The 12,635-nt window shown below is 71.3% G+C and carries 12 protein-coding genes and 2 tRNA genes; 9 read left to right on the forward strand and 5 right to left on the reverse strand.

Translation table 11 applies throughout. The features are described 5' to 3' along the window. The first annotated feature begins 44 nt into the window (after window positions 1-44). Window positions 45-3,314 (forward strand): fused isobutyryl-CoA mutase/GTPase IcmF, encoded by a 3,270-nt coding sequence (gene icmF / locus AC1DW8_RS02525; protein ID WP_478091633.1) that lies wholly within the window; start codon window positions 45-47, stop codon window positions 3,312-3,314. Between the two features lie 30 nt (window positions 3,315-3,344). After that, window positions 3,345-4,106 (forward strand): helical backbone metal receptor, encoded by a 762-nt coding sequence (locus tag AC1DW8_RS02530; protein WP_478091635.1) that lies wholly within the window; start codon window positions 3,345-3,347, stop codon window positions 4,104-4,106. An 88-nt stretch (window positions 4,107-4,194) separates the two neighbouring features. On the opposite strand, the gene AC1DW8_RS02535 is transcribed toward AC1DW8_RS02530, so the two are convergent. The 3 genes from AC1DW8_RS02535 to AC1DW8_RS02545 form a co-directional block, all read right to left on the reverse strand. Next, window positions 4,195-5,442: a cupin domain-containing protein gene (locus AC1DW8_RS02535; protein ID WP_478091637.1), complete on the reverse strand. Its 1,248-nt coding sequence runs from the start codon at window positions 5,440-5,442 to the stop codon at window positions 4,195-4,197. Beyond that, window positions 5,442-5,714 carry a hypothetical protein gene (locus AC1DW8_RS02540; RefSeq protein ID WP_020143298.1) on the reverse strand — a complete coding sequence of 91 codons (273 nt, stop codon included), beginning with the start codon at window positions 5,712-5,714 and terminating at the stop codon, window positions 5,442-5,444. Before AC1DW8_RS02540 ends, AC1DW8_RS02535 begins: the two co-directional genes overlap by 1 nt. A gap of 97 nt (window positions 5,715-5,811) precedes the next feature. Further along, window positions 5,812-6,633 carry an MBL fold metallo-hydrolase gene (locus AC1DW8_RS02545; RefSeq protein WP_056822151.1) on the reverse strand — a complete coding sequence of 274 codons (822 nt, stop codon included), beginning with the start codon at window positions 6,631-6,633 and terminating at the stop codon, window positions 5,812-5,814. 59 nt (window positions 6,634-6,692) lie between these two features. Here AC1DW8_RS02545 and AC1DW8_RS02550 point away from each other — a divergent pair, with 59 nt between their 5' ends. Next, window positions 6,693-7,589 (forward strand): hypothetical protein, encoded by an 897-nt coding sequence (locus AC1DW8_RS02550; RefSeq protein ID WP_056822149.1) that lies wholly within the window; start codon window positions 6,693-6,695, stop codon window positions 7,587-7,589. Window positions 7,590-7,616: 27 nt separating this feature from the next. Here the strand turns inward: AC1DW8_RS02550 and AC1DW8_RS02555 are convergent, their stop codons facing one another. Beyond that, window positions 7,617-8,993: an AI-2E family transporter gene (locus AC1DW8_RS02555; RefSeq protein ID WP_235508486.1), complete on the reverse strand. Its 1,377-nt coding sequence runs from the start codon at window positions 8,991-8,993 to the stop codon at window positions 7,617-7,619. 138 nt (window positions 8,994-9,131) lie between these two features. On the opposite strand from AC1DW8_RS02555, the gene AC1DW8_RS02560 reads away from it, so the two are divergent. The 6 genes from AC1DW8_RS02560 (at window position 9,132) to AC1DW8_RS02585 (ending at window position 11,801) form a co-directional block, all read left to right on the forward strand. After that, a tRNA-Thr gene (locus AC1DW8_RS02560) sits at window positions 9,132-9,204 on the forward strand. 59 nt (window positions 9,205-9,263) lie between these two features. Beyond that, a tRNA-Met gene (locus AC1DW8_RS02565) sits at window positions 9,264-9,340 on the forward strand. Window positions 9,341-9,510: 170 nt separating this feature from the next. Next, the gene (gene rpmG / locus AC1DW8_RS02570; protein ID WP_020143294.1) at window positions 9,511-9,681 is read left to right on the forward strand and encodes a 50S ribosomal protein L33; all 171 of its coding nucleotides are present in this window, start codon (window positions 9,511-9,513) and stop codon (window positions 9,679-9,681) included. Window positions 9,682-9,793: 112 nt separating this feature from the next. Next, on the forward strand, window positions 9,794-10,240 hold the full coding sequence (locus AC1DW8_RS02575; protein ID WP_478091642.1) for an FAS1-like dehydratase domain-containing protein: 447 nt from the start codon (window positions 9,794-9,796) through the stop codon (window positions 10,238-10,240). Next, entirely contained in the window at window positions 10,240-10,710 is a 471-nt protein-coding gene (locus AC1DW8_RS02580) for a MaoC/PaaZ C-terminal domain-containing protein (protein ID WP_478091644.1), read from the forward strand. Before AC1DW8_RS02575 ends, AC1DW8_RS02580 begins: the two co-directional genes overlap by 1 nt. A 17-nt stretch (window positions 10,711-10,727) precedes the next feature. Further along, the gene (locus AC1DW8_RS02585) at window positions 10,728-11,801 is read left to right on the forward strand and encodes a UDP-N-acetylmuramate dehydrogenase (RefSeq protein ID WP_478091647.1); all 1,074 of its coding nucleotides are present in this window, start codon (window positions 10,728-10,730) and stop codon (window positions 11,799-11,801) included. An 88-nt stretch (window positions 11,802-11,889) separates the two neighbouring features. On the opposite strand, the gene AC1DW8_RS02590 is transcribed toward AC1DW8_RS02585, so the two are convergent. Beyond that, entirely contained in the window at window positions 11,890-12,573 is a 684-nt protein-coding gene (locus AC1DW8_RS02590; protein WP_478091649.1) for a hypothetical protein, read from the reverse strand. Between the last annotated feature and the right edge of the window lie 62 nt (window positions 12,574-12,635).

Consider the following 12,635-nt stretch of genomic DNA (forward strand, 5'->3'; position numbering starts at 1 on the left):
CCGACGCGTTGACGTCCATTAGTAGGAAGTCCTACTATTTTTCCATGTCCGACGCAGCGAAGCGCGATCACCACCAGCCGTCCCACCACGTCCGCCTCGTCACGGCGAGCAGCCTCTTCGACGGGCACGACGCGTCGATCAACATCATGCGGCGCATCATGCAGACGCAGGGGGCCGAGGTCATCCACCTCGGGCACAACCGCTCGGTCCAGGAGGTCGTCGACGCGGCGATCGAGGAGGACGTCCAGGGCGTCGCCGTCAGCTCCTACCAGGGTGGGCACGTCGAGTACTTCGAGTACCTCGTGAAGCTGCTCGAGGAGAACGGCGCCGGCCACATCCGCGTCGTCGGCGGCGGCGGCGGCGTCATCGTCCCCGAGGAGATCGCGCGGCTGCGCGAGTCCGGCGTCACGATCTTCAGCCCCGAGGACGGCCAGCGCCTGGGCCTCGCCGGCATGATCAACACCGTCGTCGCCGACTGCGACTTCGACCCGTGGGAGCTCGGTGCGCCGGCGCTCGAGGCCGTGCTCGCCGGCGAGCGGGCCGCCGTGGCACGCGCCATCACCGGCGCGCAGGAGGGTGACATCGACGACGCCATGCTGTCGGGCATCCGCGAGGCCGCGGGCCGGCGTCGCGTGCCGGTCCTCGGCATCACCGGCACCGGCGGCTCCGGCAAGTCGAGCCTCACCGACGAGCTGATCCGCCGGCTGCGCCTCGACCAGCAGGACAAGCTGCGGGTCGCCGTGCTCGCCGTCGACCCGACCCGCAGCCGTGGCGGCGGAGCGCTCCTCGGCGACCGCATCCGGATGAGCTCGCTCGACGGCGACCGCGTCTTCTTCCGGAGCCTCGCCACGCGCGGCGGCTCGCAGGTGCCGACCCACCTCGATGACGTCCTCGACGTCGTGCGCGCCGCCGGCTTCGACCTCGTCATCCTCGAGACGCCGGGCATCGGCCAGGGCGACGCCGCCGTCATCGACTACGCCGACGTCTCCCTCTACGTCATGACGCCGGAGTTCGGCGCCAGCAGCCAGCTCGAGAAGATCGACATGCTCGACCGCGCCGACGTCGTGGCCATCAACAAGTTCGAGCGCCGCGGCGCCGAGGACGCCCTGCGCGACGTCGGCCGCCAGATGGTGCGCAACCGCGAGGCCTTCGGCAAGAGCCCGGCCGACATGCCCGTCTACGGCACCTCGGCGGCCACCTTCAACGACGACGGCGTCACCGCGCTCTACCAGCAGCTGCGCGAGCTGCTCTCGGAGAAGGGGATGCCCGTCGACGAGGGCGTGCTGCCGCGCGTCGCCACGAGGCAGTCCACCCGCATCGCGACCATCGTGCCCGCGTCCCGGGTGCGCTACCTCGCCGAGATCAGTGACACCGTCCGCGGCTACCACGAGGCCACCGAGCGGTATGCCGCCGCGGCCAGCCGGGTGCAGCGGCTCGAGTCGGTGCGCGGGGAGCTCGCGGCCGCAGCGGCGGCCGACGACGTCGACAGCGCCGAGAGCGCGGTCGACGCCGTCGAGGCCCTGCTCGACCACGCCCGCACCGACGTGCCGACCGACGTGGCGAGCGCGCTCGCCGACTGGCCCTCCGTCGTCGAGTCCTACTCCGGCGACGAGCAGGTCGTGACGATCCGGGGCACGGAGATCCGCAACACCCTGACCCGGGAGTCGTTGTCGGGCAACAAGATCCCCCGTGTCTCACTGCCTCGCTACCGCGACCACGGCGAGCTCGTCAGCTTCCTGCGCCGCGAGAACCTCCCCGGCTACTATCCCTTCACCGCCGGGGTCTTCCCGTTCAAGCGCGAGGGGGAGGACCCGGCGCGCATGTTCGCGGGGGAGGGTGACCCGTTCCGCACCAACCGCCGCTTCAAGCTCGTCTCCGAGGGGCAGCCGGCCACCCGCCTGTCCACGGCCTTCGACTCCGTGACGCTCTACGGCCGCGACCCCGACCCGCGCCCCGACGTCTACGGCAAGGTCGGCACCTCGGGCGTCTCCGTCGCCACGCTCGACGACATGAAGGCCCTCTACGACGGCTTCGACCTCGTGTCGCCGACGACGAGCGTCTCCATGACGATCAACGGTCCGGCGCCGACGATCCTCGCCTTCTTCCTCAACACCGCCATCGACCAGCAGGTCGACGCCTTCCGGGCGCGGGAGGGCAGGGAGCCCGGCGACGTCGAGCGCGAGGGGCTCACGGCCTACGCCCTCGCCAACGTCCGCGGCACGGTGCAGGCCGACATCCTCAAGGAGGACCAGGGCCAGAACACCTGCATCTTCAGCACCGAGTTCAGCCTCAAGATGATGGCCGACATCCAGGAGTGGTTCATCGAGCGGAAGGTCCGCAACTTCTACTCCGTGTCGATCTCCGGCTACCACATCGCCGAGGCCGGGGCGAACCCCATCAGCCAGCTCGCCTTCACCCTCGCCAACGGCTTCACCTACGTCGAGAGCTACCTCGCGCGCGGCATGGCGGTCGACGACTTCGCGCCCAACCTCAGCTTCTTCTTCAGCAACGGCATGGACCCGGAGTACTCCGTGCTCGGCCGCGTGGCCCGCCGCATCTGGGCCGTGGCGATGAAGGAGAAGTACAACGCGGGGGAGCGGTCGCAGAAACTGAAGTACCACGTGCAGACGTCGGGTCGCTCGCTCCACGCGCAGGAGATGGACTTCAACGACATCCGCACGACGCTGCAGGCGCTCATCGCGATCTACGACAACGCGAACTCCTTGCACACCAACGCGTTCGACGAGGCCGTGACGACCCCGTCGGAGGAGTCGGTGCGTCGCGCCCTCGCCATCCAGCTCATCATCAACCGCGAGTGGGGGCTCGCGATGAACGAGAACCCGCTCCAGGGCTCGTTCGTCATCGACGAGCTGACCGACCTCGTCGAGGCGGCTGTCCTCAAGGAGTTCGACCGCATCACCGAGCGCGGCGGCGTGCTCGGAGCCATGGAGACCGGCTACCAGCGTGGCCGCATCCAGGACGAGTCGATGCTCTACGAGCACCGCAAGCACGACGGCAGCCTGCCGATCGTCGGCGTCAACACCTTCCGCAACCCGCACGAGGGTGAGGTCCCCCGCACGGTCGTGCTCGCCCGAGGCACCGAGGAGGAGAAGCAGAGCCAGCTCTCGCGCGTCCGGGCGTTCCGCGCAGAGCACGAGGTCGAGGCGGCGGCGGCGCTCGAGGAGCTCAAGGCCGTCGCCATCGAGGGCGGCAACGTCTTCGACGTCCTCATGCGGGCGGCGCGGGTGTGCTCGCTCCAGCAGGTGACCGAGGCCTTCTTCGAGGTCGGTGGCCAGTACCGCCGCAACGTCTGAACCGCCGCAACCGTCGAAAGGCCACGAACCGTGCCGGTGACACTCGCCGACGACCTGGCGTATGCCGTGTCGTTCCCGACACCGCCACGCCGGGTCGTGTCGTTGGTGCCGTCGATCACCGAGGCGCTGGCGTCGACGTGCCCGGAGCGGCTCGTCGGCGCGACCGACTGGTGCACGCATCCGGAAGGTCTTGCGGTGCAACGGGTTCGGGGCACCAAGAACCCCGACCTCAGGGCCATCTCGGCTCTCGAGCCGGATCTCGTCGTGGCCAACAAGGAGGAGAACCGCGAGCTCGACGTCCGCCGGCTGCGGGCTGACGGCCTACCTGTCTGGGTCACCGACATCGAGACGGTGCCGGGGGCGCTGGACTCCCTCGAGCGACTCTTCGTCGAGGTGCTCGAGGTCGGCACGCCTGACTGGCTCGTCGCCGCGCGGGGCGAGTGGGGTGGGCCCGTGCCCGAGCCCGTCGTCGACGTGGCCGTGGCGATCTGGCGCGACCCGTGGATGGCCGTCGGGCGCGACACCTTCACCGGAGACCTCGTGTCGCGGCTCGGCTGGCGCAACGTGCTCGCCGACGACGCAGACCGCTATCCGCACGTCGAGGTGGCCGACCTCGACCGTGAGGGCGTGACCGTCCTGCTGCCCGACGAGCCCTACGTCTTCACGGCGGCCGACGGTCCGGAGGCCTTCACGCAGGCCCGCACGGCTCTCGTCAGCGGACGCCTGCTCACCTGGTACGGCCCGAGTCTCGTCGGTGCCCGGGCGATCCTGACTGCGGCCGGCACCGCCTGAGTCCCGGCACCGACTGACCCCTCGACCATCGCCATCCGGCACGACGAGGCCTCTCGACGGTTCAACCGTCGAGAGGCCACGTCGTGCCTCAGTCGTCGGCGACGACGAGCAGGCCGGAGAGCATCAGCCGACGAGCCAGCTCCAGCCCGACCATGTCGGCACGCAGCACGCCGCCTGCCACGAGCGCCACGAAGGTGCCGACGTCGCGCGACTCGACCGGGAAGTCGGCGAGGCGGCTGCGCAGCCGGGCCGGGCCGTCGCCCGAGGGCACGAGCCGCGCGGCCACGTGCGGCCGGAGCCGGAGCGTCGTCTCGGGACGAAGGGCCTCAGCGGCTGCCACCTGGGCAAGCGGGCTGATCGGTGCTGGACGCTGCGACCCGCGAGCGCGCGCCTCGAGGGCGTCGACGACCGTGGCCACGTCGATCTCGCCCAGGGCGCGTACGAGCGCTGCCCGCACGAGCTCGACGTCGGGGGCGATGGCCTCGTGGTCGAAGCCCGTCGGCGCGACGTCGAGCGAGGCGCGCACGCTCTCGTCGCGGCTGGCCTCGGCCAGCGCGATCGACACGAGCTCGTCGGCCACGTGACGTCGCGTCCAGACGTGGACGCCCAGAGTGAGGTGCGTGCTGACCCCGCCGAGCGCGGTGGCAGAGTGCACCCAGCCGCGCGGCAGGTAGAGGACGTCACCGGCACGGAGCGTGAACTCGTGGTCAGGTGCTCGACGTCCCGCCTCCTCGACCTCGGCACGGTGGTCGGTCCACGGCTCGTCGCGCAGCGGTGAGTCGTGCACCGGGGGCCGGACGCGCCAGCGTTTCTCCCCGGCCATCTGGAGCACGAAGACGTCGTGCACGTCGTAGTGGTCGCTGAAGCCGGTGTTCTGGCTGGGCGTGACGTAGGCGTTGGCCTGGACCGGGTGCCCCAGCTCCTCCGCGAGCTGCTGGGTGAAGTCGATGAGGGGCCCCCACGTGCGGTGCAGCCCCTGCAGGACGATGGTGGCACCGTCGGCGAAGAGCCCGAGCAGCTTGTCGTCGCTCACCTGGTCGGCGACGGATGCACCGACGCCTCCGCTCTGGGTGAACTCCCGGTCACCGAGGGTGCGGCCGTTCTGGGCGACCCGCAGGAAGGGGGCGCGCAGCCCGCGTCGGGAGACGAGCTCGTCGACGGAGCCCTCGCCGAAGAGGTCGAGCAGTCCGCCCGGCAGGTCGGCTGCCCTGGTGACGACCGGCGTGTGCGACCAGTGGTCCGTTGCGAACTCGTCGGCGGCGAAGGGGACGAGACGCGCGAGCGCCGAGCGCCCACGTTCGTGCGTGGGCACCCGGCTCGTCGTGCCAGCGGTCATCAGATCGAGCTGGTCGGGTCCGCTCCGGCCCCACCGTCGGCGCCACCGTCGTGGCTGCTCGTGTCGGCTCCGCCGTCAGCGGGGCCCTCGGTGTCGGCGCCACCGTCGGCGCCACCGTCGTGGCTGCTCGTGTCGGCTCCGCCGTCAGCGGGGCCTTCGGTGTCGGCGCCACCGTCGGCACCGCCGTCGTGGCTGCTCGTGTCGGCTCCGCCGTCAGCGGGGCCTTCGGTCGTCGGGTCGTCGCTCACGGGGTCCAGCGGGTTGTCGCTCATGGCTTCTCCTCCACGGGGTGTGGCGCGGCGCCGGACGACGCCGTCGAGGTGCACCTACCCACTGGACGCGTCGCGGGCACGACCTGGCGCCGCGTCCTCACGTCAGGTGGTCGAAGTCCCCCCGCGTCCACGCCGCGTGGCGGTCGGCGGACCGTCGCAGCATGGCCTTGGCCCCTGACGGCACGGCGGTGCCGAAGTTGTTGTAGAGGCGGTCGAAGTGCAGGGCCTCCAGCTGACCGGCAACGCGCTGGACGACGTTGCCCGACAAGGGGATCCGGTTCGGATAGCTGCGCATGAAGCTCATCGACCGACGGTCTGGGTTGGGGAAGACGGCATCGCCTGCCAGCAGCACCCCGCGTCCTTCGGCGCCCGCCGTCCACTCGACGACGGCCTGACCGCGGAAGTGCCCGCCGACGCGGTGCAGCGTCAGACCCGGTGCGACCTGCCGCTGCTCGTCATAGAGCTCGACGAGCGGGTCTCGCCGGCGCACCCACTCGGCGTCGGGCGCGGCCACGAGCACCGGGACGTCGCCGAGCGCCCGGGCCCACTCCGTCTGCACGCCGTACATGTGCGGATGGCTCGAGGCCACCGCGAGCGCGGGCCCGAGCGATCGCACGAGCTCGACCGCGGCGTCGTCGATGTAGCCGACGCAGTCGAAGAGGAGCACCCCCTCGGGCACGCGCACGACCATCGTCTGCTGCCCGATGCCGACCTCGGGCTCGGCGCGCAGCCCCCAGAGGTCGTCCTCGACCGCCTCGACGCGGATGCGCGTCCCGGCCTCCCGCAGCCGGTCCACCGTCGTCCAGCGCTGCCCCTGCTCGGGCACCCACTGCCGCTCGTCCTCGCAGACGGCGCACGCGTCCGGAGGCTCGGGCAGGTCATCGGTCTCGACGGCGCACGTCGCACAGATCCAGATCACGGCCCCAGCCTGCCCGTCCCGCGCGGGCCGCACCAGCGGGTTTGCGGGAGGATGCAGAGGTGATCCTGCACCTGCGCGCCGCCGTCGAGCAGCTGTATGCCGCCCCGCCCGCTCGCTTCACCCCGCTCCGTTCCGAGCTGGTGGCCCAGGCGAGGTCAGCGGGCGAGAAGGACCTCGCCGCCTCGGTGGGTGCCTTGCGCAAGCCGACCCTCGCCGCGTGGGCGGTGAACCACTTCGTGCGCGAGCACGCGGACGAGCTCGAGGAGCTCCGGTCGTTCGCCGAGCTGCTCCGTGAGGCCCAGCGCACCCTCGACGCCGACCAGCTGCGGCTGCTCGGCCGGGAGCGCGCCACCCGCGTCGACGCCATGGCCGACCGCATCGCCGAGGTCGCGGCCGAGGACGGCCAGAAGCTCGGCGCCGGTGCGGCCCAGGAGGTGCGCGAGACGCTGACCGCGCTCATCGCCGACGAGGACGCCGAGGCCTCGGTCCTCACGGGCGCGCTCGTCAAGGCGCTCAGCTACTCAGGATTCGGCTCGGTCGACGTGGCCGACGTCGTCGCCATCACGGACCCCGAGGAGCTCGGGTCGTCCGCGCCCGACCGCGCCCGACCGTCGCTCTCGGTCCTGCCCGGCGGGGGAGGAGGGGACGCCGTCGACCTCGAGGAGCGACGACGCAGCCGGCGCGCCGCCGAGCGGGCCCGACTCCAGTCGGCACTCGAGACCGCACGGGCCGACCTGCGGTCCGCCGACCGACAGGTGGCGGTCCTCACGGCCCGCCAGGAGGAGGTCACGGAGGGCATCGCCGACCTCGAGCGGCGGCTCGCGACGGCGAGGTCCCGGCTCGAGAAGGTCACGGGTGAGCTCGACGAGGCGGGCGGCATACGCAGTCGCCGTGAGGAGGAGGAGGCGACGGCCCAGCAGGCGCTGGACGCCCACGACGCGCACGACGGGGAGTGACGCGGCCGTCAGGGCATCGGGTGCGGGCTACGTCTTCGGGCCGGACGTGTCGTGCCGGGAGAACCAGTGGCGCAGCGTCGCGCGCAGACCCGTCGGCTCCGGCGCCGCCGCGGGCGTCGGCGGCTCGGGTGCCTTCGCCCGGGCTCCGGGCAGCACCGGGAGGCGGGCCGTGAAGGACGCGTGCTGGTGGTCGGCCTTCTGGCGCTCACCGGGCTGCGGCGCGGCGAGCTGGGGGAGCAGCTCGTACTTGCGCGAGTAGATGTCGAAGAGGGCGAGCATCAGCGCGGCCACGGGCACCGCCACGAAGGCCCCCGAGACGCCGAAGAGCGCCGCGCCGAACATCACGGCTGCGAAGGACACCGCGGGATGCACGTCGACGGCGTCGGCCGAGATGCGCGGCTCGATCGTCACGTTCTCGATCTGCTGGTAGACGAGGGCGAAGCCGAGCAGCGCCAGCCCCTGCCACGGCTCCGGTCCGACGAGGCCGACGAAGACCGGCAGCGCGATCGCGATGTAGGTCCCGATGGTCGGCACGAACTGGGCCACGAGGCCGGTCCAGATGCCGAGGGCCAACCAGTAGTCCATGCCGATGATGAGCATGAACAGGCTCGACAGTCCGCCGCAGATCCCGGCGAGCACGAGCCGGGCCGACACGTAGCCGCCGGTCTTGATCACCGCGAGGTCCCAGGCCACCCCGATGACCGCCTGCTGGCGCGGCGGGGCGAGCTGGGCGACCCAGCGACGCAGGCGCAGGCTGTCGGCGGAGAAGTAGAAGGTGAAGAAGAAGAAGGTGATCGACGAGAAGAAGGCGCCGAGCACGGCGGCGACGGCACCGATGAGGCCGCCGGCCACGCTGCCGGCCAGGGTGCTCAGGCCGCCGACCTCGCTCGTGAACTGGGCCAGCAGCTTGTCCGGGCTGAGCTCGACGCCGAAGGTCTCGTTGGCCCACGTCGTCGCACTCTCCACGAGCGACGGGATCGAGGCGACGAAGGTGGCCAGCTGGTCGGCCAGCAGGTTGCCGAAGGCGAGCATGAAGACGATGCAGAAGACGAGCACGCCGAGCATGACGATCATGGTCGCCATGCCGCGCCGCATCCGGCGCGAGAGCCGTGCGACGGCCGGCTCCATCGCGATCGAGGCGAGCATGGCCATGATGAGGGTGAAGATGACCGAGCCGCCGTCGTCGATGACGAACTTGCCGAGCGCGGCGATCGCGACGATGGCGACCGCGAGCCAGCCCGCGCGCCATACGCTGCGCCGGTCGAAGCGCACCTGCACGTCGACCAGGCGGGTGTCCACGTCACCGACGTCGGTGCCGGGCGGTGGGCCCCCGGACCCGACCGGTGGGTCCGGCGGTTCGGTGGCCGGACCCGGGTCGTGCTGGCCGTCGATGAGACCGCTCATGCCCTGATCCTCCCAGTTGGGACGCCGGCCGTCGGTCATCTGCTCGATTTCGTATCCGCGCCGCCGACCGTGTAGTCTCACCGTCGCACAACAGGTCGTCCTGAAGACGTTCTCGCAACGTTTCTCGGTGTCGGCCGCGCCCCAATAGCTCAGTCGGCAGAGCGTTTCCATGGTAAGGAAAAGGTCTAGGGTTCGATTCCCTATTGGGGCTCTGGTCGGTCGGTTCCCGGCCTCGTCGCTTCTGCGGCGGGCCGGGGGACGACAGCCCATGGCGGGGTAGCTCAGCTGGTTAGAGCGCACGACTCATAATCGTGAGGTCGCGGGATCGAGCCCCGCTCCCGCTACCACTTCCGCGCGCACCCGGTTCGATTTCTCGAATCATCGGGGTGTCGCGTAGCCTTGGACGTCGCGCCTGCGTGTCACCCCGGGATGCCGCCCGGAACGCGTGACGCGCCGCGCGACACCCGTCGCAAGACGACCGAACACCCAAAGTACGTTCCCGAAAGAGCAGGTTGCCGTGGCCAGCAAGAGCAGCGACGTCCGTCCGAAGATCACGATGGCGTGTGTGGACTGCAAGGACCGCAACTACATCACCAAGAAGAACCGTCGGAACAACCCCGACCGTCTCGCCATGAACAAGTTCTGCCCGAAGTGCGGCAAGCACACGGAGCACCGCGAGACCCGCTGAACCATCGCGTTCCTCGACGCTCCCTCGGCCATCGGCCGGGGGAGCGTCGTCGTTCCCGGACGCCCACCGGGTGGCGCGGGCGCCGGTCGGCAGCGGTCGATAGGCTGCCCGTATGCCGGTGAACTCAGACTTCCAGGGCCGGGTCTACCCGCCCACCGAGACCTATCGGGTCAGTGCCGCCAAGATCCGTGAGTTCGCCGAGGCCGTCGGCTCTGCCGACCGGGTGCACGTCGACGCCGAGGTCGCCCGGGCTCGCGGCTACGCCGACGTCATCGCGCCTCCGACGTTTGCGGTCCTCATCGCCCAGCAGTGCGACGGCCAGCTGATCCGCGACCCCGAGGCCGGCATCGACTTCTCCCGCGTCGTGCACGGCGAGCAGCGCTTCGTCCACCACCGCCCCCTGACGGCCGGCGACGCCGTCATCGGCACGCTCCACGTCGACACCGTGCGCGAGGCCGGCGGCCACGCCATGGTGACGACCCGCACCGAGCTCGCCACCGAGGCGGGTGAGGCCGTCTGCACGGCCACGTCGACCATCGTGATCCGAGGGGGCGAGTGATGAGCACCACTCCGAGCACTCCGAGCACTCCGAGCACGACGCCGGCGGCCGTGCGGTCCTTCTCCGAGGTCTCCGTCGGTGACGCGCTGCCCGCGACGACCGTCCACGTCGACCGGGCGCGCCTGGTCCAGTACGCCGGCGCCTCCCTCGACCGCAACCGCATCCACTGGGACGAGCCCTTCGCCAAGGCGGTCGGGCTGCCCGACGTCATCGCCCACGGCATGTTCACGATGGGCTCGGCGGTCACGCTCGTCACCGCCTGGGTGGGCGACGCCGGCCGCGTCGTCGAGTACGGCGTGCGCTTCACCCGCCCCGTCGTCGTGCCCTACGACGGCGGCGCCGACATCGAGGTCTCGGGCGTCGTCAAGTCCGTCGACCCCGAGACGAAGCGGGTCACCGTCGAGCTGACCGCCACCGCGGCCGGCGAGAAGGTCCTCGGCCGGGCGCTCGCCGTCGCGGTCCTCGACTGAGCCGGCCGGTCCACCGCGTGCAGGAGCAACACGACGTCCCCCTCTCGACCCTCACGACGATGCGGGTCGGTGGCCCGGCTGCGCGCGTCGTCACGGCCACGACCACCGACGAGCTCGTCGACGCGGTCCGTGAGGTCGACGACGCCGACGAGCCGCTGCTCGTCGTCTCGGGCGGCTCCAACCTCCTCGTCTCCGACGACGGCTTCGAGGGCACGGTCGTGCGCGTCGCCACGTCGGGCATCACGCCCGAGTCCGCCGACTACTGCGGCGGCGCCGTGGTCCGGGTGGCCGCCGGCGAGGTGTGGGACGACGTCGTGGCCCATGCCGTCGCGCAGGGATGGGCGGGCGTCGAGGGACTGAGCGGCATACCCGGTCTCACGGGGGCCACGCCCATCCAGAACGTCGGCGCCTACGGTCAGGATGTGTCGCAGACGGTCGCGCAGGTGCGCACGTGGGACCGGCAGGAGCAGGCCGTGCGCACCTTCATGAACGCCGACTGCGCCTTCACCTACCGCCACTCGCGCTTCAAGGGGCACTCGCGCTACGTCGTGCTCGACGTGGTGTTCCAGTTCGAGGTCGCCGACCTCAGCCGCCCGGTGGCGTATGCCGCCCTGGCGAAGGGTCTCGGGGTCGAGCTCGGCACGCGCGTGCCCCTCCAGGACGCCCGTGAGGCCGTCCTCGCGCAGCGCCGGTCCCGCGGCATGGTGCTCGACGACGCCGACCCGGACACGTGGTCGTGCGGGTCGTTCTTCACCAACCCGATCCTCAGCCGCCACGAGTTCGACGACCTCGTCGAGCGCGTGGGGGAGCGGCTCGGTTGGGAGGGGCCGACGCCGCCGCGCTTCCCCGAGCCCGACGGCCGGGTCAAGACGAGCGCCGCGTGGCTCATCGACCACGCCGGCTTCGCCAAGGGCTTCGGCCTGCCGGCGCCGGCGGCGCTGTCCACGAAGCACACCCTGGCCGTGACCAACCGGGGCGGTGCCACGACCGCCGACGTCCTCGCCCTCGCCCGGCAGGTGCGCGACGGGGTGCGCGACACCTTCGGCGTGACGCTCGTCAACGAGCCGGTCATCGTCGGCGACCAGCTCTGAGAGCAGTTCCGGCGAGCGCTCGATCACACGGCAAAGGCTCCGGTTCCCTTGGGAACCGGAGCCTTTCGCGTCAGACCGTGTGCAGTGACTACTTCGTCAGGACGACGGAGAAGGTCTTGGCCGGGATGTTCTTGTCCGTCGTGCTGACGGCGTAGGCCGGCCGGTTGAAGGCCAGGCGCAGGGCGGTCGTCGTTCCCTTGTCGACCTTGAAGAAGACCCACCCGCGGTCGCGCTCGTCGCGTTTCGTCGTGAGCAGCGGGTCGGCCTTGTACGCCTTGCCGAACTCGGCCGTGGGCGCGACGTTCTGCTTGGGGTTCGTCGCGATGAGCGTCAGCATCTTCGGGTCGAGCGACGCCGAGTAGCGCGAGCCGGCGGCGAACTCGACCTTGACCCCGACGATCTCGAAGGCCTCGGCCCCGACGGGCTGGTTCTTCGGGAACGGCAGGCCGCGCGAGACGCGCATGGCCGTGATCGTGTGGCCGAGCTGGGGGTCCTTGATGACGGCCTTGACGGTGCGCGTCGAGTACTTCACCGGGGCGGCGGTCGTCGGCGCGGCCGTGGTGGGCGCTGCGGTCGTCGTGGACGTCGTCGAGGTGCTCGTCGCGGCCGGGGTCGTGCCGGCCGGGGCCGTCGGGTCGGCGGTCACGGGCGACTCCCCGCTGCACGCCGCGAGCGCGACGACGGGGGCGACGAGACCGACCACGGCGAGTCGTCGCAGACGGGCGCCGGAGGCGGTCGATGGGCTGGTGGTGGCGGGGGCAGAAGTCTTCATCTCCCGACCAGCATGACCGGGCGCACCGATCCTGAGCAAACCCGGTGGGGATGGGCGAGGAG

Source organism: Terrabacter sp. P2_E3 (assembly GCF_056403915.1).